The following is a 22,078-nucleotide window of genomic DNA, read 5'->3' on the forward strand; positions in this document are numbered from 1 at the left end:
GTCTATCGCGCCAGAGGCCACTCGTCGACGATGTGGAATCTTGCCGCCGCATCATCCTGCCGAAATAGCGCGATGCGGTCGATCGCCAGCGTATCGAGACCGAGCGTCGCAAACCGCGGCCTCAGCATCTCCAGGATCGGTCCGCGGCGCTCGGCATCCAGCCGCCCCGTCAGCGTCATGTGGAAGCGGAATTCTTCCATCACGTAAGGGTAGCCCCAACGGTCGAGATAGTCGCGCTGCCGCTCGCTGAGTTTCTCGGGTTTGCGCCGCGCCCGATCGCCCGCCGACAGCGCGGCGCGAAACGAGTCGAATTCGCGGACGCAATCGGCGGCGAGCTGCTGGAGCGCCTCGACCGGCTCGGCCGGAATGACGGCGATGAAGCCGCTGATGGCATCGACCACGGGCCGGATCACGGCAAGCGGCCGCGATTTGCCGGCGAATGCGGCGCAGGCGGCCATCAGTTCCGCTTCGGTCCTGTCTGATACGAGCGCCATCGGCGCCTTCAGCGTGGCGTGAAAGCCGTATTTGCGTGGATCGGCGCTGACGTCGCGCCAGTCCGGCGCGACATGCAGCGCATCACGCGGGAACGGCAATTCGTTGCCGGTGTAGGCATCGTAGCCGAGCAACTCGGCGCCGAAGCGGGACAGCGCGCTGTCACTGCCGGCGGCAAAATAGATCGCGTAGCGGGGAAAACCTGTCATCGCCTCAGCATAACCAATTTAGGCCGCGACGACAGCCTCGCGCGGCGTCGCCACAGCAGTGAGCAGCCGCGTCGCATCGGTGAGATGGACGAGCTTTCCGCCTGCGATCACCGCGATCAGCCGCGGCCGCAGCTTCACGCTGTCGTCGACCAGCAGAATGTCGGCGCGGCGACCTTCCGCGAGCACGCCGCGATCGGCAAGGCCGGTGGCACGCGCCGGCCCGGCGGAGACCAGATTCCAGGCTTCCGTCAGCGGCAGCACGCCATCGGCGGCGAGGCGGAACGCGGCGAGCAGCTGCGCGGGATAATAATAGTCCGACGCCAGCACCGAGCAGAGCCCCTTGGCGATCATGTCGGAGGCCTTCGTCCAGCCGGTGTGGCTGCCGCCGCGCACGACGTTGGGCGCGCCGTAGACGATGGCATCGCCGTGGCTTGCTGCCGCCCGTGCCGTCTCCTCGTTGATCGGAAACTCCGCGATGTCAGCGCCGAGCTCGCGAAACTCCTGGCGCATCGCCGGCGTCGCATCGTCGTGCGAGAGCATCCGCACGTCGGCTGCGCGCGCCACAGCGGCCAGCCGCGCAACCGAAGCCGGCACTTCGTCGGCGCGCGAGACCACGCGTTCGACCAGCCGGTCAAATTCCTCAGCTGACAGCCCGGTGCGCTCCACCATGCGGTTGCGCTTGCGCGGCTTGGCCATGTCGGCGACCGTGCCGTCCATGTGGTCGTTGAAAGCGAACAGGTCGACCCGGCCTTCGTCGAGCCACTCGCTGATCTCGGCCTCGGCGCCGAGATTGTAGGTCTCGTGCCGCAGATGGAAGCGGGTGTCCGCGGCGAATTGCGGACGCTGCCGCTCGATGGCCTCCATCAGGCCGCGCGCGTTATCGGCGCTGCGCAGGCCCGGCTCCCACGAGCAGGTGGTGGCGTGAAAGACGGTGGTGATGCCGTTGCTGATCGCCTGGCGATCGCTGTCGGCGAGCGCGACGTCGATCGGGAAGTCGACACCGGCGCGCGGCATCATCTGCCGCTCGAAGGCATCGCCATGCAGATCGACGATGCCGGGCAGCACCAGCAGGTTGCGTGAATCGATTATCAGCCGCGCCCGGCCCCGTGAGGCATCGATCTGCGCGATGTCCTGTCCCGACACCGCCAATGACGTTTCGACGAATTCGGCGCCGGTCAGGGCCCGGCCGCCTTCAAGGAAAATGTCTGTCACGCGACCGCGTTTCGTTTGCTGGTAAGGGATCTGGTCAGGGGAGCCGCCCCTGCTTCGTATGTCGCAAGAAAATCTTCAATCCCGAGCTTGCGGAAATCGGGCAGGGCTTCACGCAACTTGTCGTGATCCCAGTCCCACCAGGCGAGCCGCGCGAGCCTTCCGGCGATCTCCTCGGAGAAACGCCGCCGCACGATGCGGGCCGGATTGCCGGCGACGATGGCGTAGGCCGGCACGTCCTTGGTGACGATGGCGCCGGCCGCGATCACCGCGCCGGTGCCGATGTTGCGGCCCGGCAGCACGATCGCGCCGTGGCCGATCCAGACGTCGTGGCCGATATGGACGTGATGCTGGCGCCGCCAGTCGAAGAATTCGGCGTCGTCGCTCTCGCCTTCGAAGTAGGCGCTCGAGCGATAGGTGAAATGCGCCTGGGTCGCGCGGTGCATCGGATGATTGCCGGGATTGATGCGCGTCATGGCCGCGATCGAGCAGAACTTTCCGATGGTGGTGTAGGTGATCTGGGAATCGTTCACGACATAGGAGTAATCGCCCATCGCCACTTCATGCAGGATGGTGCGCGCGCCGACCTCGGTATAGGCGCCGAGCCTGGTCTCATGCAGTTTGGCCGAGGGATCGATGGTCGGCTGGACCGAAAGAGTTTTGGCGGCCATGTTGCATCCGGAGCGCGAGGGCGGGCGTTCCTCTTCGAGCGGCTTGATGACGATGTCATGACGCGGCGATGACAGGGGATGAGGTGTGTAGCATCGCCGCAGTGCAACGCCCGTGTCACACAAGTGTCAAGCGCGGGCGTTAGCGGTTGGCTCCAGCTAATCTGGAGTCCTGCATGCTGGTGGTGGAAGGTCTGACGTGTCGCTTCGGCGCGAAAGCCGCGGTGGACGACGCTTCGTTTCAAGTCTCCTCCGGCGGCTTCGTCGGTGTGATCGGACGGTCCGGCGCCGGCAAGTCGACGCTGCTGCGAACCATCAATCGTCTCGCGACGCCGACGCAGGGCCGCATCCTGTTCGACGGCATCAACGTCACCGCGCTGCGCGGCAAGGAGCTGCGGCAGTGGCGGGCGCGCTCAGCCATGATCTTCCAGCAATTCAACCTGGTCGGCCGGCTCGACGTCCTCACCAACGTCCTGATGGGAAGGCTTGCGACGATGCCGGCCTGGCGCTCGCTGTCGCAAGTGTGGCCCGAGCAGGACAAGGCGCTGGCGATGTCCGCGCTCGAACAGTTCGATATCGCATCGCTCGCCGCCCAGCGCGCCGACCAGCTTTCCGGCGGCCAGCAGCAGCGCGTCGCGATCGCGCGTGCGCTGGTGCAGCAGCCCGACATCATCCTCGCCGACGAGCCGATCGCATCGCTCGATCCGCGCAACACCAAGATCGTGATGGATGCGCTGCTGCGCATCAACAAGCATTTCGGCATCACCGTGATCTGCAATCTGCATTCGCTCGATCTGGCGCGCAGCTATTGCGACCGCCTGATCGGCATGGCGGCGGGGCGCGTCGTGTTCGACGGCGCACCGGCCGCACTGACCGACCACGTCGCGCGCGAGCTTTACGATCTCGAAGCCGCCGACGTCATGGGCACCATGCCTGACCCGGCGCCCGCGGGCGTCCCGGCACTTGGAACGGCGGCCGCCGCCTGAGCCGCGTCGCGCCTGTTTGAGTTGCAAGCTTTTGCGTCAACCGACCCAACCGATGAAGAGGGTATCATGATCACTCGTAGACTCGTTCTGGCCGGCGCCGCGGCGCTCGCCTTCGCCTCGTCGGCTTCCGCCGAAGACTGGAAAGCCAAATATCCCGAGCTGACCTTCGCGGTCGTCCCGGCCGAGAACGCCTCCGGCGTCACCGAGCGCTGGGCGCCTTTCGTGAGCTATCTCTCCAAGGAACTCGGCGTGAAGGTCACGCTGCGCATCGCCAACGACTACGCCGCCGTCATCGAGGGCCAGCGCGCCGGCAACATCCATATCGCCAGCTATGGCTCGGCCTCGTTCGCCCGCGCCCGCCTGACCGGCGTCAAGTCCGACGCCTTCGCCAACGACATCAACGCCGACGGCTCGACCGGCTATTATTCGGTGTTCTTCGTCAAGGCGAGCAGCGCCTACAAGAGCGTCGACCAGCTCAAGGGCAAGAACCTCGGCCTCGTCGATCCGAACTCGACCTCCGGCAACAATGTGCCGCGCTTCGAGCTGGACAAGATGGGCATCCCCGATGCCGACGGCTATTTCGGCAAGGTCGTCTTCACCGGCAGTCACGAGAACGCGATGCTGGCGCTGTCGCAGGGCACCGTCGACGTTGCCGCCAACCAGTGGACCAGCGACGACGATTCCACGCTGGCGCAGATGCTGACCAAGGGCATGCTGAAGAATGCCGACGGCTCGGCGATGAAGAAGGACGATTTCCGTATCATCCATAAGTCGGCGCCGATCATCAACGGCCCCTATGCCTACAATTCCGACCTGCCGGAAGACGCCAAGGCCGCTATCGCCAAGGCGTTCTTCGACGCGCCGGCCAAGGACAAGGCCGCGTTCGACCGCCTCTCCGACGGCCAGAAGAAGGGCTTTCATCCCGCCACCACCAAGGATTGGGACGGCACGATCGAGCTGATCAAGTTCGTCGATGCGCTGCGTAAGAAGAAGGCGTCCTGATCTCAGGGCGATGTAACTGGAGCCGGGTCCTTGGACCCGGCTCTTTCTTTGACGGAACTTGGCTCAGGCCGATGACAACAGCGGTTTCGATCCTCCCCGAGCAGCAGCTTGCCGTGCTCAACGCCGCTTATCGCCAGGCGGTCGGGCGCAGGCGGCTCCGCCTGCTGTTGGGGATCGCGGTCTTCGCCGCCGCGCTGCTTCTCGCCGCGGTCGGTGCGGAAGTGAATCTGCGCACGCTGTTCACCTATTTCGGCAATTTCATCAGCTATTTCGACCGCATCCTCACGCTCGACAACGGCCAGCGCGTCTGGACCGATGTCGGCGAGTGGCTCTGGGGCTGGCGCAAATGGCTGAAGATGCTCGGCGAGACGCTGCTGATCTCCTATGTCGGCACGCTGATCGGCGCGACCTTGGCATTTTGTCTGAACTTCTTCGCGGCTGAAAACACCTCGCCCGCACCCTGGCTGCGCTTCGTCGTCCGGCGCCTGCTCGAATTCGCCCGCACCGTTCCGGGCATCGTGTTCGCGCTGATCTTCGTGATCGCCTTCGGGCTCGGACCGATGGCGGGTGTGCTCGCGATCGCGATCCACTCCACCGGCGCGCTCGGAAAGCTGTTCTCGGAAATCGTCGAGAACGCCGATATGAAGCCGGTCGAAGGCATCCGCTCGACCGGCGCGAGCTGGCTGTCCTGCATGCGGTTCGCCGTCGTGCCGCAGGTGACCGCGGGCTATGCGAGCTACGCGCTGCTGCGCTTCGAGATCAACGTCCGCGAAGCCTCCGTGATGGGCTTCGTCGGCGCCGGCGGCATCGGCCAGGAGCTCGTCGTCGCCATCCGCAAGTTCTATTACTCGGACGTCAGCGCGATCCTGCTCACCATCATTGTCACCGTGTTCATCATCGACATCAGCACCGGTTGGTTGCGCGGCCGCCTGTTCGGCAAGGAGGCGCGGGCGTGACGAGGCAGCAGGCGGTCGACACGCGAGAGCTTCGCGCGCGCTATCCCGATGTGTTCGACCGTCCGGCCTCGGCGCGGCTTGCCACGCCGGCGATGATCGTCGCGGCGTTCGCGATCCTCATTTACGGCCTGGTCGATCTCGATTTCTCGCCGTCGCGATTCTTCGCAGGTCTCAGCCAGCTCGGCTGGATCAGCCTGATGATGATCCCGCCCGATCCCGGCTCGTCGCTGCCGGTCTACCTGAAGGCACTCGGCGAGACGCTGTCGATTGCACTGCTCGGCACCACGCTCGCCGCCGTCTTCGCACTCCCCGTCAGCCTTCTGGCCGCGCGCAACGTGGTGCCGTCGAAGCTCCTGCGCTTTCCCGTGCGCCGCGTGCTGGATTCGATCCGCGGCGTCGACACGCTGATCTGGGCGCTGGTGTGGATCAACGTCGTCGGGCTTGGCCCGTTCGCCGGCGTGCTTGCCATTGCGGTGTCGGATTTCGGCGCCTTCGGAAAGCTGTTCTCGGAGGCGATCGAGGCCGCCGACCAGAAGCAGGTCGAGGGCATCCGCGCCTCCGGCGGCAGCCCGCTGCACGAGATCCGCTTCGGCCTGTTGCCGCAGGTCCTGCCCGTGATCGCCGGGCAGGTGCTCTATTTCATCGAATCCAACACCCGCTCGGCCACCATCATCGGCATCGTCGGCGCCGGCGGCATCGGCCTCCAGCTCGCCGAGCAGATCCGCGTGCTGGAATGGCAGAAGGTGTCGTTCCTGATCCTGATGATCCTGGTCGCGGTCGCCGCGATCGATTTCATCTCGGGCAAGCTGCGCTTTGCGATTATTGGCAGGCGGGCTGTCGCCTGATCAAAGGTGCCGTAGGGTGGGTTAGCCGAAGGCGTAACCCACCACTGTTTATCTCCGCGGAGACAGAAGAGGTGGGTTACGCCTTCGGACTGCGCTTCGCGCAGCCCAAGGCTAACCCACCCTACGACTCCACCAGAAACTCCACCCGCTCCGCCGCAAAGCGCGAATGCTTGGTCATCAGCGGCTTGCCGTCGAGATCGTGGTCGGTCGCATCGACCACCAGGATCGGCCGTCCCAGCGCCAGATCGAGCCGGGCCGCGTCGGTTGCGTCGACGATGCCGGCGGTGATCCGGGTCGCGCCGCGGCGATAGTCGCGGACGCCGTAATGTTCCAGCAGCTTCGTCATCGAGCGCGTCGCTGCGAACACGGCGCCGGCACCCGGAAATAATTCCGCCGACAGCCAGGTGGTGGAGACGCAGATCGGCGTGCGGTCGGCGAGGCGAATCGCCTCGATCCGCACCAGCGGCGCGCCGGCCTTCAAGCCGAGCTCGCGCGCCAGCTCACGGGTCGCGACATCGTCGGTCGCCTCGATCAGCTGCCCGCGCGGCTCGCGGCCGCCGGCGCCGACGATCTCGGAGAAGCGGGTGCGTGAGCGCAGGGGATAAGCGAGCTTCTGTGCCTCGACATAGGTTCCGCTGCCGCGCTCGGCGCGCACGAGGCCGCGCTCGGCAAGGGCTGCCAGCGCGCGCCGCACGGTGTGGCGGTTCACCCGATAGGTTTCGGCGATTTCCATCTCGCCCGGCAATTTGTCGCCGGCCGCGAAGCGGCCATCGGCGATGCCGCGCTCGATGCCGTCGGCAACGAGGCGCCATAGCGCGACGCCGGAGGAGGCGGTGTCCTGCATGCTCATGTTGCGGCAACCTACTCCAGAAATCACAGCTTTGTCACGAAACAGTCATGGCGCTCCCGTATGAAGTTGTCTATTATCATAGACAACTTCGATGCGGCAAGTTCTGTCAAAGGTTCGGTGGATCAGGTGACCCAGCACAACAACCAGCAAGCCCAGCGCCAGGCCGCCATGGCCGTGCTGGCGCACGCGGAGGCGGGCGAGATCGCCGCCCGCCTCCGCAACTTGGCTGTCCCGGCCCCTCAGGATTTGCGTGCGCCCGAAAACGGCCTCGTCATGCTGCGTGGCCGGGTCGGCGGCGACGGCGCGCCGTTCAATCTCGGCGAAGCCACGGTGTCGCGCGCTGCGGTCCGGCTGGCGAGCGGCGAGGTCGGGTTCGGCTACACGCTCGGGCGCGACGGCGAGAAAGCGCGGCTGATCGCGCTGTGCGACGCGCTGGTTCAGTCCCGGGATTTCGGCGGAGCGGTGGAGCGGGACGTAATCGCGCCGTTGCGTGAGCAGCTTATGATTCGCCGGAAGCAGGCGGCGGCCGAGACCGCCGCGACGAAGGTTGATTTCTACACCATGGTGCGCGGTGAGGGGTGAGATCATGACCACGATTGCGGAATTGCCGCCCGGTTTCGCCGACAAGGTGCTGTCGGCGCAATCGACCTTTCGCTCGGTGATGGACGCGATGGCGCGGCCGGGCTCGGTCCAGCGCATCGTGCCGATGGCTGGCAAGCCGGAAACGATGATGCGCGGCACCGCCGCGATCGCGCTGACGCTGTTCGACCACGACACGCCGCTCTGGCTCGACGCGCGGATGGCGGAGAGCCCGGACGTGGTGAAATGGCTGAAATTTCACACCGGCGCGCCGGTGGTGCAGGACTCCACCATCGCGAGTTTTGCGCTGATCAGTGACGGCGGCGCGCTGCCGCAGCTCGAACGCTTCGCGCTCGGCACCAGCGAATATCCGGATCGGTCCACCACATTGATCCTTCAGGTCGACAGTCTCGACGCAGGACGCAGCTTCGAGCTGCGCGGTCCCGGCATCGACGGCGCCGCGATGCTCCAGGCGTCGATCAAGCCGTTCGATCTGTTCGAGCGCCTGCGCGTCAACGAAGCACTGTTTCCGCGCGGCATCGATGTGGTGCTGGTCGCCGATGACGCCGTGGTCGCGATCCCCCGCACCACGCGCATCGTGAGCAAGGGAAGCTAGAAGCATGTATGTCGCAGTCAAAGGCGGCGAACGCGCCATCGAGAACGCCCATCGCCTGCTCGCAGATAAGCGGCGCGGCGACCGAGGCGTTCCGGAGGTCACGCTCGACCAGATCTCGGAACAGCTCGGGCTGGCCGTGGACCGCGTCATGAGCGAAGGCTCGCTCTATGATCGCGAGCTCGCGGCGCTCGCGATCAAGCAGGCGCGCGGCGACCTGATCGAGGCGATCTTCCTGGTTCGCGCCTTCCGCGCCACGATGCCGCGTTTCGGCGCCAGCGAGCCGGTCGACACCGGCGCGATGCGGGTGCAGCGGCGGGTGTCCTCGACCTTCAAGGACATTCCGGGCGGCCAGATCCTCGGGCCGACCTTCGACTACACCCACCGCCTGCTCGATCCCGCGCTCGCGCAAGGCTTTGTGCCGGAAGCGCCGGCAACGGCTGATGCGACGACGGCGCCAACGCCGCGCGTGACGGACATTCTCGGCCGCGACGGGCTGATCGAATCCTCGCCGCAGGCCGAAGACGGTGCCAGCGTCGGCGATCTCACCCGCGAGCCGCTGAATTTTCCGGCGGACCGCGATCTGCGCCTGCAAAACCTCGCGCGCGGCGACGAAGGTTTCCTGCTGGCGATGGGCTATTCCACCCAGCGCGGCTATGGCCGCAACCATCCTTTCGCCGGCGAGATCCGCTTCGGCGAGGTCGAGGTGGAATTCCTGGCGGAGGACGTCGGCTTCGCCGTGCCGCTCGGCGCGATCGAGCTCACGGAGTGCCAGATGGTCAACCAGTTCAAGGGCTCCGCGACGGAAGCGCCGTGCTTCACCCGCGGCTATGGCCTCGCCTTCGGCCAGAGCGAGCGCAAGACCATGTCGATGGCGCTGGTCGATCGCGCGCTGCGCGCCCGCGAGCTGGGCGAGGAGGCACTCGCCCCGGCGCAAGATGAAGAATTCGTGATGTCGCATTCGGACAACGTCCAGGCCACCGGCTTTGTCGAGCATCTGAAGCTGCCGCATTATGTCGACTTCCAGTCCGAGCTCGGCCTGCTCCGCAAGCTGCGCCAAGAATTTTCCGATGCCCAGGCGCCTGACGCCATGAAGGAAGCCGCGGAATGAACGCGCCCGCCTACAATTTCGCCTATCTCGACGAGCAGACCAAGCGGATGATCCGCCGCGCGATCCTGAAGGCGATCGCCATTCCCGGCTATCAGGTGCCGTTCGCCAGCCGCGAGATGCCGATGCCCTACGGCTGGGGCACCGGCGGCGTGCAGGTCACCGCTGCGATCCTCGGTCCCGCCGACGTGCTGAAGGTGATCGATCAAGGCTCCGACGACACCACCAACGCGATCTCGATCCGAAAATTCTTCGCCAAGACCGCCGGCGTTGCCACGACCACGGCGACGGATGAGGCGACCGTGATCCAGACCCGCCACCGCATCCCGGAGGCGACGCTGCACGCAGACCAGGTGCTGGTCTATCAGGTGCCGATCCCGGAGCCGTTGCGCTTCCTCGAGCCGCGCGAGACCGAGACGCGGCGCATGCATGCGCTCGCCGAATACGGCCTGATGCATGTGAAGCTCTATGAGGACATCGCCCGCTTCGGTCACATCGCCACCGCCTACGCCTATCCGGTCAAGGTCAATGCGCGCTATGTGATGGATCCGTCGCCGACGCCGAAATTCGACAATCCCAAGATGGACAATTGCCCGGCGTTGCAATTGTTCGGCGCCGGCCGCGAGAAGCGCATCTATGCGATCCCGCCTTATACGCAGGTGGTGTCGCTCGATTTCGAGGATCACCCGTTCGAACCCTACCGCTTCAACGCGCCCTGCGCGCTGTGCGGCGCGGAGAATTCCTATCTCGACGAGATCGTCACCGACGACAAGGGCGGACGGATGTTCGTGTGCTCGGACACCGATTATTGCGAGGGCCGTCAGGCCGCCGGCCATCACGGCAGCCTCAGTGCCGCGCCGTACAAGGAGAAGGCGCAAGGAGGCACCAATGGTTGATCAGGCCGCGCTCGAAAACGACCAGCCGCTGCTGGTCGCGACCTCCCTCAGCAAATCCTTCGGCCGCATCGCCGCCTGCCGCGACGTCTCCTTCTCGCTCTATCCCGGCGAGGTGCTGGCGATCGTCGGCGAATCAGGTTCGGGCAAGTCGACGCTGCTGCAACTGCTGTCGGGCCAGCTTGCGGCCAGCGGCGGCCATGTGTCCTATCGGATGCGCGACGGTGTCGCCCGCGATCCCGCCTCGCTCGGCGAAGCCGAGCGGCGCTTCCTGTACCGCACCGACTGGGGTTTTGTGCATCAGGATCCCGCCCAGGGCTTGCGCATGGCGGTCTCGGCCGGCGCCAATGTCGGCGAGCGGCTGATGGCGGTGGGGTGGAATCACTATGGCCGCATCCGCGAGACTGCCTCCGACTGGCTCACCCGCGTCGAGATCGACACCGCGCGCATCGACGATGCGCCGCGCACCTATTCCGGCGGCATGCGCCAGCGCCTCCAGATCGCGCGCAACCTCGTCACCGAGCCGCGGCTGGTGTTCATGGACGAGCCGACCGGCGGCCTCGACGTGTCCGTGCAGGCGCGCCTGCTCGACCTCCTGCGCAGCCTCGTCGCCGAGCTGCATCTCGCCGTCATCATCGTCACCCACGACCTCGCGGTCGCCCGGCTCTTGTCGCACCGCGTGATGGTGATGAAGGGCGGCCGGGTCATCGAAACCGGTCTCACCGATCAGGTGCTCGACGATCCGCGCGAGCCCTATACGCAACTCCTCGTCTCCTCGATTCTGCCGCCATGAGATTTCTCAGATGAGCCGCCCAATGACTGCCATGATCGACGTTGCCGACGCCAACAAGACCTTCACCATGCACCTGCAGGGCGGCATCGAATTGCCGGTCGTCAGCGGCGTGACCTTCCAGGTCAATCCCGGCGAGTGCGTCGTGCTCTCCGGGCCATCAGGCGCCGGCAAGTCCTCGATCCTGAAAATGATCTTCGGCAACTACCGCTGCGATAGCGGCCGCATCGGCATCCGCCATCGAGGCGCGGTGATTGATCTGGCCAGCGCCGAGCCGCGGCAGATCCTCAACGTCCGCCGCTCCACCATCGGCTATGTCAGCCAGTTCCTGCGCGCGGTGCCGCGCGTGGCCACCATCGACGTCGTCGCCGAGCCGCTGATCGTCAACGGCATGGCCCGCACTGAGGCGCAGGCCCGCGCCGGCGAGCTGCTGCACCGCCTCAACATCCCCGAGCGCCTCTGGCAGCTTCCGCCCGCGACCTTCTCCGGCGGCGAGCAGCAGCGCGTCAACATCGCGCGCGGCTTCATCTCGGACCTGCCGATCCTGCTGCTGGACGAGCCGACCGCCTCGCTCGATGCCGCCAACCGCGCCGTCGTGGTCGAGCTGGTCGCCGAGAAGAAACGCCAGGGCGTCGCCATGGTCGCCATTGTCCATGACGACGAAATCCGTCATCTGATTGCCGACCGCATCGTCGACGTCACCAGCTTCGCCGCCGCGGCCTGAGGGACATGGAAATGAACGCCAAGCCGAAGGACATTGTGATCGCCAACGCCAGGATCGTGCTGGCCGACCGGGTGATCGAGCAGGGCTGGCTCGCTCTTGCCGACGGGCGCATTGCCGAGATCGGCGATGGGACTGCGCCTGCGGGCGCCGAGGATGCCGGCGGCGATTTGATCATGCCGGGGCTGATCGAGCTGCACACCGACCATCTCGAAGCCCATTACGTGCCGCGGCCAAAGGTGTTCTGGAATCCGGTTGCCGCCGTCATCTCCTACGACGGCCAACTCGCGACTTCGGGCATCACCACCGTGTTCGATTCGCTTCGGGTCTGGCGCGAGGACGGCGCCGAGGAAGTGGACGGCCGGGCCGGCGTGCTCGCCGCCGCGATCACGACCGCGCGCGACGCCAGCCTGCTGCGCGCCGACCACTTCCTGCATCTGCGCTGCGAAATCCCGATGCCGAGCGTGGTCGAGGAGGCCAGGGAGCTGATCGACCGTCCCGACGTCAAGCTGATGTCGCTGATGGACCACACCCCCGGTCAGCGTCAGTTCCGCGACGAGGTCAAGCTGCGTGACTATTACCGCGGCAAGGGCGGCGGCAAGACCGATGCCGAGCTCGACGAACTGTTCGCAAAGCGCTTCGAATATCAGAAGCTCTATGCCGCCACCAACATGCGCGAGATCGTGTCGCTGGCGCATCAGTACAAGATCCCGCTCGCGAGCCACGACGACACCACCGAGGAGAACGTCGCGGACGCCGTGCGCGACCGCGTGTCGGTGGCGGAATTCCCGACCACGCTCGAGGCCGCGCGCGGCTTGCACGAGGCTGGCATCGACATCCTGATGGGCGCGCCGAATGTCGTGCGCGGCGGCTCGCATTCCGGCAACATCGCCGCGGTCGATCTCGCCCGCGAAGGCCTGCTCGACATCCTGTCGTCGGACTACATCCCGTCGAGCCTCCTGATGGGAGCGCTGCAATTGCCCGAGCATGTGCCCGCGATCGGCCTTCCCGCGGCGATCCGCACCGTGACGAAGGCGCCCGCGGAAGCGGTGGGCCTCACCGACCGCGGCGAGGTCGCGATCGGCAAGCGCGCCGACCTCATTCGCGTGCATGTTGCCGGCAGTGTTCCCGTCGTCCGCAGCGTCTGGCGTGAAGGAAGCCGCGTCGCATGAGCGAGATCCCGGCCATGGCGCAGGACGACGCGGGCGCGATCGGTCCCGGCCGGCTCGTGCTCGTGGTCGGTCCCAGCGGCGCCGGCAAGGACACGCTGCTGCGGCTGGCGCAGGCGGCCTGCGTTGACGATCACGACATTGTCTTCCCGCGCCGAATCGTGACGCGTGAATCCTCCGCCGACGAAGACAATGTCGCGCTCGGCTTCGACCAATTCCGCGGCGCGTGCGAGCATGGCGACTTCGCCGTGCATTGGGACGCGCACGGGCATTCCTATGCGCTGCCGCTCGCCATCAACGAGGATATCCGCGCCGGCCGCACGGTCGTCGCCAATGTCTCGCGCACGGTGATCGGCGCGCTGCGCCAGACCTACGCCGACGTCGTGGTGGTCGCGATCACGGCGCCGCCGGATGTGCTGGCCGCGCGGCTGGCCGCGCGCGCGCGACAGAGCGACGGCAATATCGCCGAGCGCCTCACTCGCAGCGTCGACGACAGGTCGGCGCAGGCGGATGTCACCATCCTCAATGCCGGTAGCGCCGAGTATCACGCCCGCCAGCTCGTGCGCGTGATCAGGAACGAAGGCTGGCACGATCAGCCAGTACAGCAAGGAGGACGGAATGTCGGTGATTGAAACGATCGAACAGCTGGAGGCCATCTACGGCGCCACCAACGACGCCTCGACCGTGAAAGTCGCCGACCACGTCACCCCGCTCTACCGCGTCTTCATCGAGAAGGCGCCGTTCGCCGCGCTTGCCACCATCGGCCCCGAGGGCATCGACTGCTCGCCGCGTGGTGATTTGCCCGGCTTCGTCCGTATCCATGATCCCAAGACGCTGATGCTGCCGGATCGCCGCGGCAACAATCGTGTCGACTCCTTGCGCAACATCGTGCGCGATCCCAGGGTGTCGTTGATGTTCCTGATCCCCGGCTCCGGCAATGCGGTTCGTGCCAACGGTCGCGCACATCTATCCATCGATCCCGAGCTGCTGGCCTCGTTCAAGGTGGAAGGCAAGGCGCCGCGCAGCGTCATGGTGATGAAGGTGGACGAAATCTACTTCCAGTGCGCCCGCGCCATCGTCCGCTCCGACCTCTGGAATCCCGACAAGCGTATCGATCCGAAGACGCTGCCGACGCCGGGCCAGATCCTCGCCGAGATGAGCGACAACCAGGTCGGCGGCGCGGAGTACGATCGCATCTGGCCGGAGCGCGCCGCCGCGACGATGTGGTGACGTTCCGCGCTCTCTCGTCTCCCTGGCCCCGCTCTTGCGGGGAGAGGGCGGGGTGAGGGGTTCTCTCCGCAAGTTCAGTATCGTAGGGTGGGCAAAGGCGCGCTTGCGCCGTGCCCACCTCCTGTCCAACATCGCGACAGATCGTGGGCACGCTTCCGCCTTCGCTCTTCGAGCTACGGCGGACAAGTCGCTTTGCCCACCCTACAAGAGCCCGGCATATCGCCGCGGCGATCCTTGCCGCGCAAGATGAATCCGCCTGCAAGCGCTTCCTGTGGGAGAAGCACCCCCGCGCGCGGCCCGCAAATATGGATAGCCATTTCATTGACCAATCGCGGCAATCGCCGGATATTTGCGGCATCGAAACTGCTCCTCGAGTTCACGCCGCACCATGAGAACCGATCGCCCGCGCACTTCCAACGACATGCATGCGTGCATGACGCGGCGCTGTTTCTCGGCTGCGACGGGCGCCTGTTGTTGTTGCTGACCTCGTCCTAGCAACATCCACACCGCAAATTTGCAAGTCAGGAGCGCCGGAATTCCGGCGAACGAGCAGTCATGTCTCAGGCCCAGTCCAACGCCTACATCATCGAGATCCACGACCGTGCCGCCGGCATCGTCACGAGGGATGCCCGCGGCTTCCGCTTCTTCTCCTCCGAGCGCCTGTTCGACAGCCTCGAAGGCCGTCAGTTCCGCTCGGCGCGAGAGGCCGAGCGCGCGGCCCGCGCGGTGCTCTCCGAGCGGAGCCGGCGCGCGAATTCTCCGTTCTTCGCCAACTGAATCCAACGCAAAGGAACGCAACATGATTGCACGACGCCATTTTCTGACCGCAGCGCTGCTCGTCGCGACCGCATTCAATGTGTCCGCGCACGCCGAGGACAAGCCCGCGGAGATCCGGATCGGCACGCAGAAGGGTGGCTTCTTCCCGGCCGTGCGCCAGCGTCAGACACTCGAAAACGCCTTCAGGCCGCTCGGCATCGAGGTCAAATGGGTCGACTTCTAGTTCGGTCCGCCGCTGCTGGAAGGCCATCAATGTCGGTAGCGTCGATTTCGGCTTCGTCGGCGATACGCCGCCGATTTTCGCGCAAGCGGGCGGCGCCAGGATCCGCTACGTCGCGGCTGTGAAGTCCGAAGGCGACAATCAGGCGATCATCGTGCCGAAGGATTCACCGATCAAGACGCTCGCCGACCTCAAGGGCAAGCGCGTCGCCTTCGGCAAGGGATCGAGCGCGCACAATCTGCTGGTCGCATCGCTCGACAAGGCCGGGCTGTCCTGGTCTGATATCACGCCGGCGCCGCTCGCGCCGGCTGATGCGACCGCGGCTTTCGTCAAGGGCTCGGTCGACGCCTGGTCGATCTGGGATCCGTATCTGGCGCTCGCCGAACTGAAGGAGGGCGCGCGGGTGATCGCGTTCGACAAGGACGTGCACAGGCCGAACGCCTACTACATCGCCAACACGGATTTCGTCGAGAAATATCCGTCGCTGGTCGCCCGGCTCAACACCACCTTCGCCTCGGAAGGCGCCTGGGCGAACTCACATCACGAGGAGGTCGCGAAGGCGCAGTCCGAGGCGACCGGTGTCGACATCGAGGCCGTCCGCCGCTTCGTCAATCGATCGACTTACAGCGTGGTGCCGCTCGACGCCGAGGTGATCAAGACCCAGCAGGCCGTCGCCGACCGCTTTGCAAAGCTCGGCCTGATCCCGAAGCCGGTCAACGTCTCCGACATCGTCTGGAAGTGGACGCCGGGGTCCTGAGATAACGCGACGGCGTCATGCCCGGGCTTGTCCCGGGCATCCACGTTCTTTGTGTTGCAAGAAAGATCGTGGATGGCCGGGACAAGCCCGGCCATGACGCCGTGGAAGTTCTTGCGGCCGAACTCTCAGCCCCTCAGCGCCGCCAGCAATTCATCCGGGCGCTCGGCCATGATCATGTGGCCGGCGCCCGGCACAACGACGGTCTTCGCATGCGGGATGGCGGCCGCAAGCGTCTTGCCCGCCTTCGCCGGCGTCATCATGTCGCGTTCGCCGAGAATCAATGTCGTCGGCACCTTCACACTCGCGGCAGCGGTCAGCGCATTCGCGTAGGCATTGCAGGCCGACAGATCCCTGAACAGCACGCCCGGCTCGCAAGACTTCAGCACCGCCTGCGCGCCGCCATGCATCCACAGGCCCGGCGCGAGACTGCCGCCGAGCTCGGCGTTGAATCCGAGGCCCCAGATCGAGACCATGTCGTTGGCGTCCTGCGAGTTGGCCTCGGCGGCCTTCAACAAATCCGGGCCGACCGTCATGGTCGCGGCGGTGCCGATCAGGCTCAGCGCGGAAACCTTGTCGGGGTGACGGGCCGCCGTCTCCAGCGAGATCAGCGATCCCATGGAATGGCCGATCAGATGCGCCTTCGCAGCTCCCGCCGCATCGAGCAGCGCCGCGGTCCAGTCGGCCATCTCGGCGATGCTGCCGAGCGAAGGCCCGCTAGAGCGGCCGTGGCCGGGCATATCAGGCGCCAGCACGGAAAAATCGTGATGGGCGAACCAGCGCGTATGCAGCGCCCAGGTCGAATGATCGAAGCCGGCGCCGTGGATGAACACGACCGCGGGCAGGGACTTGTCGAAGTCGCGGCCGCCGGTTGCGGCAAACACATCAAGGCCGTTGACGGAGAGCTTCATGGTGTCAGACCTTCTGCGAGATGCGCAGCGCCTGCGCGAGATCGTCGATGATGTCGCCGGCGGTCTCGATGCCGACCGAGAGCCGCACCAGCTCCTCGCCGATGCCGGCCGCCTTGAGCTGTTCGGCGTCCATCTGCTGATGGGTGGTCGAGGCCGGGTGGATCACCAGCGTCTTGGCGTCGCCGACATTGGCGAGATGGCTGATCATGCGCAGCGATTCGATGAACTTGCGGCCCGCGGGCCGCCCGCCCTTGATGCCGAAGGAGATGATCGAGCCGGCACCGCGCGGCAGCAGTTGCTTGGCGAGCTGATAGTCCGTGTGCGTCTCCAGCGAGGGATGCAGCACCCAGTCGACGGCCTTGTTGGACTTCAGGGCTTCCAGCACGAGGTGAGTGTTCTGCATGTGACGGTCCATGCGCACGCCCAGCGTCTCGACGCCCTGCAGAAGCTGGAACGCGTTGGTCGGCGACAGGCAGGCTCCGAAATCGCGCAAGCCTTCGGTGCGCGCACGCATGATGAAGGCCGCGGTGCCGAACTGCTCGTCGAAGACGATGCCGTGATAGCCGCCATAGGGCTCGGTCAGCACGCCGAACTTGCCCGATGCGCGCCAGTCGAAGCGGCCGCCGTCGACGATGGCGCCGCCGATCGCGATACCGTGGCCGCCGATCCATTTGGTTGCCGAATGCATGACGATGTCGGCCCCGAGCTCGATGGGCCGGCTGAGATAGGGCGTGGCAAAGGTGTTGTCGATCAGCAGCGGAATTTTTGCGTCATGGGCGATCTGAGCGACCTTGGGAATGTCGAGCACTTCCAGCCCGGGATTGCCGATGGTCTCGCCGATCACGAGCTTGGTGTTGGGCCTGATCGCCGCGCGGAACGCATCGAGATCGCGCGGTTTCACGAAAGTGGTGGTGATGCCGAAGCGCGGCAGCGTGTGTGCCAGCAGGTTGATGGTGCCGCCATAGAGCGAGCTCGACGCCACGATGTGATCGCCGGCGCTCAGCAGCGTCGCGATCGCCAGATGCAGCGCGGCCATGCCGCTCGCAGTGCAGATCGCGCCGACGCCGCCCTCCAGCGCCGCCAGCCGCTCCTCCAGCACGCCCGTGGTCGGATTGGAGATGCGCGTATAGATGTGGCCGGCGCGCTCCAGATTGAACAGTGCGGCGGCGTGGTCGGAATCCTGGAACACGTAGGACGTGGTCTGGTAGATCGGGACCGCGCGGGCTCCGGTCACGGGATCCGGATGCTGGCCCGCATGCAGGCTCAGGGTCTCGAAGGCAGGCGGTTTTGGCGCGGGCATGCGGGGGCCTCGTTGGTCGGTCGGCGGAGGGGGCGTTGTGCCATAAAAATGCGCGCGAAGTCAGCCCATTCGCAGAGAAGGTGCGCCCCCTCGCCCCGCTTGCGGCTGGGCTATCGTATATGGTGTGCACGATGCGGCGGCATTGGCAGTCGGCTCCCTCTCCCGCTTGCGGGGGAGGGCTGGGGTGGGGGCTGCCTCCGCATTGGGATTGTTGAGAATTGCGGAGGATGTCCCCAAGTGGTGAGAACCCTCACCCGCCGCGCTCTGCGAGCGCGTCGGCCTCTCCCGCAAGCGGGAGAGGCGGAGCAAGCCCGCGGTCCTCGTGAAATCCATATGCGATAGCCCTGCCGCGAGCGGGGCGAGGTGAAACGGCGCCGTCCGCGCTTCAACCCCCGATCGCCTGCTCGATACTCCGCGCCTCCCGTAACAAGATCTCCGCGACCTCCTGCTCGCGGCGGGGGCCGAGCCTCGTTCGAACGGCGGAAACGGTGATGGCGGCGGCCGGTCGCCCATCCGGGGTCTTGATCCAGGTCGAGATCGATTTCGTGCCCTGCACGAGGCCGATTTCCCTCAGGCCGTATCCGAGCCGTCGCGCGGCGGTGACCTCGCCGAGGACCGCCGCCACATCGGTCTTGTAAGCCTCGAACCGCTTCTCGTTCGCTGCGACGATCTTTCGCGCCTCCGGCGCCGGCATCGCGGCGAGGATGGCGACGCCGGCACTGGAGACGCCGAGCGGCCGGCGCGCGCCGACCTCGATCGACAGCACCTGGATCGGATAGATTCCGATCCTGCGATCGACGCACAGCGTGTCGTTGCCGGTGCGCACCGTCAGGAACATCGTGTCGCCGATTTCGGTGGAAGCACGTTGCAGCGATGGATTGGCGGCGATCAGCAGCCGCGACGGCCGCGGCCGTGCCAGCGCCAGCTCCGGCACCTGGTTGCCGATCGCGTAGCGGCCGGTCCGCTCGTGTCGCTCGACGATGCCTTCCTCGATCAGCACATGGATGATGCGATGCACGGTCGGACGGGTGAGACCGGTCGCCCGGATCACCTCGGCCAATGGCACACCGTCCTCGCGACCCGCGGCAAGAATGCGTAGCACGGCGAGGGCGCGCCGGATCGCCTGCGCGCCCTGCCGCGGTGATATCGCGTTGCGGGCGATTCGCGTCTTGTCCATAATATGGACAAGAACGCCACAATTCACTCGACAGGACAAGCGCGCATCTGGAGATTGCGCCCCGATCGAGCTGCCGTGCGCATCGCCGCACGCGACATGGAATTGGAAGCGCTGCCGGGAGGTTAACATGAGATTAATCTGGATTGCCATAGCTGCCGCCACCGCGATGCTGGCAGGGCCCGCGTCGGGCCAGCAATGGCCGGCCCGCAGCGTCAAGCTGATCGTGCCTTATCCGGCCGGCGGCAATGTCGACAGCGCCGCGCGCATCGTCGCCGACAAGCTTCAGGAAAAGCTCGGCCAGCCCTTCATCATCGAGAACAAGGCCGGCGCCGGCGGCATGATCGCGGGCGAGGCGTTCGCGAAATCCGCGCCCGACGGCTACACGCTGTTCGTCGGCGCCAACGGCCCGGTGCTGTTCGCAACCGAGATTAACAAGCGCGAAGCCTATAATTGGAAAAAGGACTTCATGCCGATCTCGACCATCTCGATGACACCGCTGGTGCTCGAGGTGCATCCGTCGGTGCAGGCGACGACGCTGAAGGAATTCCTCGATCTCGCCAAACGCGAGCCCGGCAAGTTGACCATGGCCTCGCCCGGCCCCGGCACCACCAACCATCTGCTCAGCGAGCTGATGCAGTCGAACCTCGAGCTGCAATGGGTCACCGCGCATTATCGCGGCAATGCGCCGGCGATCAACGATCTGCTCGGCGGCCAGGTGCAGTTCGCGTTCGACCAGCTCACGGTCAGCCTCCAGCACATCAAGGCCGGCCTGTTTCGCGCGCTCGCCGTCACCAGCCCGCACCGGCTGAAATCGCTGCCCGACGTGCCGACCTTCGCCGAGCTCGGCTACAAGGATTTCGATGGCCAGACGTTTACGGGCCTGTTCGCGCCCGCGGGCACGCCGGCGCCCGTCATCGACAAGCTGCACGAGACGCTGGTTGCGATCCTGAAGGATCCTGCCGTAGTCGACAAATTCGAAAAGCTCGGCGGCGAAGCCACGCCGATGACGCCGGACGAGTTCAAGGCCTACCTCGAGCGCGAGGACGCCAAGTGGATTCCGGTGGTGCGCAAGGCCAACATCAGGGCGGATTGATCGATGCGGATCGATCCCACCGAGCTCGGCGCCGAGCGCATCTACCGCCTGATGACCGGCATCGTGGTGCCGCGTCCGATCGCCTGGGTGACCAGTCTGTCAGCCACGGGCGTGCTCAACCTCGCGCCGTTCAGCGCCTTCACCTTCGTCTCGCAGAAGCCGCCGATGCTCGCCATCAGCGTCGGCCGCAAGGGCGCCGACTACAAGGACACCGCGCACAACATCCTCGACACCGAGGAATACGTCATCCACATCGCCGATACGCCGCTGATGTCGGCGGTGCACGACTCATCGGTCGAGCATCCGCCTGAAATCAGTGAGGTCGAGCATCTCGGCCTGGAAACAATTCCGAGCGAGCGCATCAAGGTGCCGCGGCTTGCCGCCGCGCCGGTCGCGATGGAATGCCGCTTCCGCCAGTGCCTCGAGTTCGGCGAGGCCAAGAGCCGGCTGATCGTCGGTGAGGTCGTGATGTTCCATTTGCGCGACGGCCTCGTGAACGACGGCAAGGTCGAGACCAAGGCGCTCGACCCGATCGCGCGCATCGGCGGTCCCCGTTACGCCCGCCTCGGCGAGATCGTGACGCTGAACACCGTATTTCAGACGCCCAAATCGAAAGACTGAGCGCGCCGCCAGCCGCGCTGCCCGACACAAATTGGAGAACGACCATGCGACTCCTGAGCTATCTCGTGGACGGAGAGGCGCGCTACGGCGCGGCCGTCGCTGACGGCGTGATCGATCTGACCAGGCGGATCGGCCGCGACTTCTCCGACGTGAAGGCGCTGATCGCGGCCAACGCGCTGTCCGATGCGCAGGAAGCGATCGCGGGCGCGACGCCGGACTATGCGCTCGACGATCTCGTCCTGCTGCCGCCGGTGCTGGCGCCGGAAAAGCTCTGGTGCATCGGCGTCAACTACGCCGAGCGCAATGCCGAGTACAAGGACAATTCGGACCTGCCCAAATATCCCAGCCTGTTCGTGCGCAGCATGTCGTCGATGACGGGCTCCGGCCAGCCGCTCGAGAAGCCCAAGGTTTCGGATCAGCTCGACTATGAAGGCGAGCTCGTCATCGTGATCGGGCAGGGCGGTCGTCATATCCCGCGCGAGAAGGCGTGGGGGCACATCTTCGGCATGACGCTGTGCAACGAGGGCACGATTCGCGACTGGCTGCGGCACGGCAAGTTCAACGTCACGCAAGGCAAGAATTTCGACCGCTCCGGCAGCATCGGCCCGTGGATTGTCACGTCGGACGAACTCGACCCGCGCGGCCCGCATGACATCACCACGCGCGTCAATGGCGAGGTGCGGCAGCAGGACACCACCGAGCGGCTGATGTTTCCGTTCGATTATCTGATCTCCTATCTCTCGACCTTCGCGACGCTGAAGCCCGGCGACATGATCGTGACTGGCACGCCGACGGGGGCGGGTGTTCGCTTCGATCCGCCGCGCTGGCTGAAGGTTGGCGACGTCGTCGAGGTCGAGTCCAGCCGCATCGGCATGCTGCGCAACACCGTCGCGGCGGAGCAGTAG

General features: G+C 65.9%; 24 protein-coding genes and 1 pseudogene. 18 read left to right on the forward strand and 7 right to left on the reverse strand.

Going from position 1 to position 22,078, the window contains the following annotated elements; translation table 11 throughout:
* Window positions 1-2: 2 nt before the first annotated feature.
* From GDN70_RS06275 to GDN70_RS06285, 3 genes are read right to left on the reverse strand one after another with little or no spacing between them, the layout of a single operon-like run.
* Entirely contained in the window at window positions 3-701 is a 699-nt protein-coding gene (locus GDN70_RS06275) for a DUF1045 domain-containing protein (protein WP_038950654.1), read from the reverse strand.
* An 18-nt stretch (window positions 702-719) separates the two neighbouring features.
* On the reverse strand, window positions 720-1,913 hold the full coding sequence (locus GDN70_RS06280; protein WP_038950655.1) for an alpha-D-ribose 1-methylphosphonate 5-triphosphate diphosphatase: 1,194 nt from the start codon (window positions 1,911-1,913) through the stop codon (window positions 720-722).
* Window positions 1,910-2,581, reverse strand: coding sequence for a chloramphenicol acetyltransferase (locus tag GDN70_RS06285; RefSeq protein ID WP_028140775.1), 672 nt, complete (start codon window positions 2,579-2,581; stop codon window positions 1,910-1,912). Before GDN70_RS06285 ends, GDN70_RS06280 begins: the two co-directional genes overlap by 4 nt.
* A gap of 173 nt (window positions 2,582-2,754) precedes the next feature.
* Here GDN70_RS06285 and phnC point away from each other — a divergent pair, with 173 nt between their 5' ends.
* The 4 genes from phnC (at window position 2,755) to phnE (GDN70_RS06305) (ending at window position 6,367) form a co-directional block, all read left to right on the forward strand.
* Window positions 2,755-3,564 carry a phosphonate ABC transporter ATP-binding protein gene (phnC, locus tag GDN70_RS06290; RefSeq protein WP_038950656.1) on the forward strand — a complete coding sequence of 270 codons (810 nt, stop codon included), beginning with the start codon at window positions 2,755-2,757 and terminating at the stop codon, window positions 3,562-3,564.
* Window positions 3,565-3,630: 66 nt separating this feature from the next.
* Window positions 3,631-4,566, forward strand: coding sequence for a phosphonate ABC transporter substrate-binding protein (phnD, locus tag GDN70_RS06295; RefSeq protein ID WP_028140773.1), 936 nt, complete (start codon window positions 3,631-3,633; stop codon window positions 4,564-4,566).
* Window positions 4,567-4,637: 71 nt separating this feature from the next.
* Window positions 4,638-5,522 (forward strand): phosphonate ABC transporter, permease protein PhnE, encoded by an 885-nt coding sequence (phnE, locus tag GDN70_RS06300; protein ID WP_038950658.1) that lies wholly within the window; start codon window positions 4,638-4,640, stop codon window positions 5,520-5,522.
* Entirely contained in the window at window positions 5,519-6,367 is an 849-nt protein-coding gene (gene phnE, locus GDN70_RS06305) for a phosphonate ABC transporter, permease protein PhnE (protein ID WP_038950659.1), read from the forward strand. The genes phnE (GDN70_RS06300) and phnE (GDN70_RS06305) overlap by 4 nt, the downstream gene beginning before the upstream one ends.
* A 121-nt stretch (window positions 6,368-6,488) precedes the next feature.
* On the opposite strand, the gene phnF is transcribed toward phnE (GDN70_RS06305), so the two are convergent.
* Complete coding sequence (gene phnF / locus GDN70_RS06310) at window positions 6,489-7,217, reverse strand: phosphonate metabolism transcriptional regulator PhnF (protein WP_018321223.1); 729 nt, start codon at window positions 7,215-7,217, stop codon at window positions 6,489-6,491.
* 117 nt (window positions 7,218-7,334) lie between these two features.
* Here phnF and phnG point away from each other — a divergent pair, with 117 nt between their 5' ends.
* The 11 genes and pseudogenes from phnG (at window position 7,335) to GDN70_RS06365 (ending at window position 16,074) form a co-directional block, all read left to right on the forward strand.
* Complete coding sequence (gene phnG / locus GDN70_RS06315) at window positions 7,335-7,799, forward strand: phosphonate C-P lyase system protein PhnG (protein ID WP_173015937.1); 465 nt, start codon at window positions 7,335-7,337, stop codon at window positions 7,797-7,799.
* A 4-nt stretch (window positions 7,800-7,803) separates the two neighbouring features.
* Window positions 7,804-8,412, forward strand: a complete 609-nt coding sequence (gene phnH / locus GDN70_RS06320; RefSeq protein ID WP_173015761.1) for a phosphonate C-P lyase system protein PhnH — start codon at window positions 7,804-7,806, stop codon at window positions 8,410-8,412.
* Between the two features lie 4 nt (window positions 8,413-8,416).
* A complete protein-coding gene (locus GDN70_RS06325) occupies window positions 8,417-9,520 on the forward strand; it encodes a carbon-phosphorus lyase complex subunit PhnI (protein ID WP_152102297.1) in 1,104 nt (367 codons plus the stop codon).
* Window positions 9,517-10,413 (forward strand): alpha-D-ribose 1-methylphosphonate 5-phosphate C-P-lyase PhnJ, encoded by an 897-nt coding sequence (locus tag GDN70_RS06330; RefSeq protein ID WP_028140766.1) that lies wholly within the window; start codon window positions 9,517-9,519, stop codon window positions 10,411-10,413. The genes GDN70_RS06325 and GDN70_RS06330 overlap by 4 nt, the downstream gene beginning before the upstream one ends.
* Entirely contained in the window at window positions 10,406-11,203 is a 798-nt protein-coding gene (gene phnK, locus GDN70_RS06335; protein ID WP_152102298.1) for a phosphonate C-P lyase system protein PhnK, read from the forward strand. The genes GDN70_RS06330 and phnK overlap by 8 nt, the downstream gene beginning before the upstream one ends.
* 22 nt (window positions 11,204-11,225) lie before the next feature.
* Entirely contained in the window at window positions 11,226-11,924 is a 699-nt protein-coding gene (gene phnL, locus GDN70_RS06340; RefSeq protein ID WP_173015762.1) for a phosphonate C-P lyase system protein PhnL, read from the forward strand.
* Window positions 11,925-11,935: 11 nt separating this feature from the next.
* Window positions 11,936-13,093, forward strand: a complete 1,158-nt coding sequence (locus tag GDN70_RS06345) for an alpha-D-ribose 1-methylphosphonate 5-triphosphate diphosphatase (RefSeq protein ID WP_038972216.1) — start codon at window positions 11,936-11,938, stop codon at window positions 13,091-13,093.
* Complete coding sequence (gene phnN, locus GDN70_RS06350; protein ID WP_152102300.1) at window positions 13,090-13,722, forward strand: phosphonate metabolism protein/1,5-bisphosphokinase (PRPP-forming) PhnN; 633 nt, start codon at window positions 13,090-13,092, stop codon at window positions 13,720-13,722. Before GDN70_RS06345 ends, phnN begins: the two co-directional genes overlap by 4 nt.
* Entirely contained in the window at window positions 13,709-14,320 is a 612-nt protein-coding gene (locus GDN70_RS06355; protein WP_038950669.1) for a pyridoxamine 5'-phosphate oxidase family protein, read from the forward strand. The genes phnN and GDN70_RS06355 overlap by 14 nt, the downstream gene beginning before the upstream one ends.
* 555 nt (window positions 14,321-14,875) lie before the next feature.
* Entirely contained in the window at window positions 14,876-15,097 is a 222-nt protein-coding gene (locus tag GDN70_RS06360) for a hypothetical protein (RefSeq protein ID WP_028140760.1), read from the forward strand.
* Between the two features lie 22 nt (window positions 15,098-15,119).
* Window positions 15,120-16,074, forward strand: a pseudogene (locus GDN70_RS06365) (aliphatic sulfonate ABC transporter substrate-binding protein).
* A 125-nt stretch (window positions 16,075-16,199) separates the two neighbouring features.
* Here the strand turns inward: GDN70_RS06365 and GDN70_RS06370 are convergent.
* The 3 genes from GDN70_RS06370 to GDN70_RS06380 all read right to left on the reverse strand — a co-directional run bounded on the left by GDN70_RS06370 (window position 16,200) and on the right by GDN70_RS06380 (window position 19,459).
* Window positions 16,200-16,982, reverse strand: coding sequence for an alpha/beta fold hydrolase (locus tag GDN70_RS06370; RefSeq protein ID WP_152102301.1), 783 nt, complete (start codon window positions 16,980-16,982; stop codon window positions 16,200-16,202).
* A 4-nt stretch (window positions 16,983-16,986) separates the two neighbouring features.
* On the reverse strand, window positions 16,987-18,282 hold the full coding sequence (locus GDN70_RS06375; RefSeq protein WP_152102302.1) for an O-acetylhomoserine aminocarboxypropyltransferase: 1,296 nt from the start codon (window positions 18,280-18,282) through the stop codon (window positions 16,987-16,989).
* A gap of 385 nt (window positions 18,283-18,667) precedes the next feature.
* The gene (locus tag GDN70_RS06380) at window positions 18,668-19,459 is read right to left on the reverse strand and encodes an IclR family transcriptional regulator (protein WP_173015763.1); all 792 of its coding nucleotides are present in this window, start codon (window positions 19,457-19,459) and stop codon (window positions 18,668-18,670) included.
* Window positions 19,460-19,586: 127 nt separating this feature from the next.
* On the opposite strand from GDN70_RS06380, the gene GDN70_RS06385 reads away from it, so the two are divergent.
* Genes GDN70_RS06385 through GDN70_RS06395 form a run of 3 tightly spaced genes read left to right on the forward strand, consistent with a single transcriptional unit; the run spans window position 19,587 to window position 22,078 of the window.
* A complete protein-coding gene (locus GDN70_RS06385) occupies window positions 19,587-20,552 on the forward strand; it encodes a tripartite tricarboxylate transporter substrate binding protein (protein ID WP_152102303.1) in 966 nt (321 codons plus the stop codon).
* A 3-nt stretch (window positions 20,553-20,555) separates the two neighbouring features.
* Window positions 20,556-21,173 carry a flavin reductase family protein gene (locus tag GDN70_RS06390; RefSeq protein WP_152102304.1) on the forward strand — a complete coding sequence of 206 codons (618 nt, stop codon included), beginning with the start codon at window positions 20,556-20,558 and terminating at the stop codon, window positions 21,171-21,173.
* Window positions 21,174-21,217: 44 nt separating this feature from the next.
* Window positions 21,218-22,078 (forward strand): fumarylacetoacetate hydrolase family protein, encoded by an 861-nt coding sequence (locus tag GDN70_RS06395; RefSeq protein ID WP_152102305.1) that lies wholly within the window; start codon window positions 21,218-21,220, stop codon window positions 22,076-22,078.

Origin of the sequence: Bradyrhizobium sp. TM102 (assembly GCF_009176685.1) — a bacterium.
In the GTDB taxonomy this organism is placed as follows: domain Bacteria; phylum Pseudomonadota; class Alphaproteobacteria; order Rhizobiales; family Xanthobacteraceae; genus Bradyrhizobium; species Bradyrhizobium ottawaense.

Coding starts and splice junctions, on each gene's coding strand:
- GDN70_RS06385 (WP_152102303.1), top strand. CDS start 19,587: ATGAGATTAATCTGGATTGCCATAGCTGCCGCCACCGCGATGCTGGCA.
- GDN70_RS06375 (WP_152102302.1), bottom strand. CDS start 18,282: ATGCCCGCGCCAAAACCGCCTGCCTTCGAGACCCTGAGCCTGCATGCG.
- phnF (WP_018321223.1), bottom strand. CDS start 7,217: ATGAGCATGCAGGACACCGCCTCCTCCGGCGTCGCGCTATGGCGCCTC.
- phnL (WP_173015762.1), top strand. CDS start 11,226: ATGACTGCCATGATCGACGTTGCCGACGCCAACAAGACCTTCACCATG.
- GDN70_RS06390 (WP_152102304.1), top strand. CDS start 20,556: ATGCGGATCGATCCCACCGAGCTCGGCGCCGAGCGCATCTACCGCCTG.
- phnH (WP_173015761.1), top strand. CDS start 7,804: ATGACCACGATTGCGGAATTGCCGCCCGGTTTCGCCGACAAGGTGCTG.
- GDN70_RS06275 (WP_038950654.1), bottom strand. CDS start 701: ATGACAGGTTTTCCCCGCTACGCGATCTATTTTGCCGCCGGCAGTGAC.
- GDN70_RS06380 (WP_173015763.1), bottom strand. CDS start 19,459: ATGGACAAGACGCGAATCGCCCGCAACGCGATATCACCGCGGCAGGGC.
- phnN (WP_152102300.1), top strand. CDS start 13,090: ATGAGCGAGATCCCGGCCATGGCGCAGGACGACGCGGGCGCGATCGGT.
- GDN70_RS06325 (WP_152102297.1), top strand. CDS start 8,417: ATGTATGTCGCAGTCAAAGGCGGCGAACGCGCCATCGAGAACGCCCAT.
- GDN70_RS06345 (WP_038972216.1), top strand. CDS start 11,936: ATGAACGCCAAGCCGAAGGACATTGTGATCGCCAACGCCAGGATCGTG.
- GDN70_RS06395 (WP_152102305.1), top strand. CDS start 21,218: ATGCGACTCCTGAGCTATCTCGTGGACGGAGAGGCGCGCTACGGCGCG.
- phnE (WP_038950658.1), top strand. CDS start 4,638: ATGACAACAGCGGTTTCGATCCTCCCCGAGCAGCAGCTTGCCGTGCTC.
- GDN70_RS06330 (WP_028140766.1), top strand. CDS start 9,517: ATGAACGCGCCCGCCTACAATTTCGCCTATCTCGACGAGCAGACCAAG.
- phnK (WP_152102298.1), top strand. CDS start 10,406: ATGGTTGATCAGGCCGCGCTCGAAAACGACCAGCCGCTGCTGGTCGCG.
- phnD (WP_028140773.1), top strand. CDS start 3,631: ATGATCACTCGTAGACTCGTTCTGGCCGGCGCCGCGGCGCTCGCCTTC.
- GDN70_RS06355 (WP_038950669.1), top strand. CDS start 13,709: ATGTCGGTGATTGAAACGATCGAACAGCTGGAGGCCATCTACGGCGCC.
- phnC (WP_038950656.1), top strand. CDS start 2,755: ATGCTGGTGGTGGAAGGTCTGACGTGTCGCTTCGGCGCGAAAGCCGCG.
- GDN70_RS06285 (WP_028140775.1), bottom strand. CDS start 2,581: ATGGCCGCCAAAACTCTTTCGGTCCAGCCGACCATCGATCCCTCGGCC.
- GDN70_RS06360 (WP_028140760.1), top strand. CDS start 14,876: ATGTCTCAGGCCCAGTCCAACGCCTACATCATCGAGATCCACGACCGT.
- GDN70_RS06370 (WP_152102301.1), bottom strand. CDS start 16,982: ATGAAGCTCTCCGTCAACGGCCTTGATGTGTTTGCCGCAACCGGCGGC.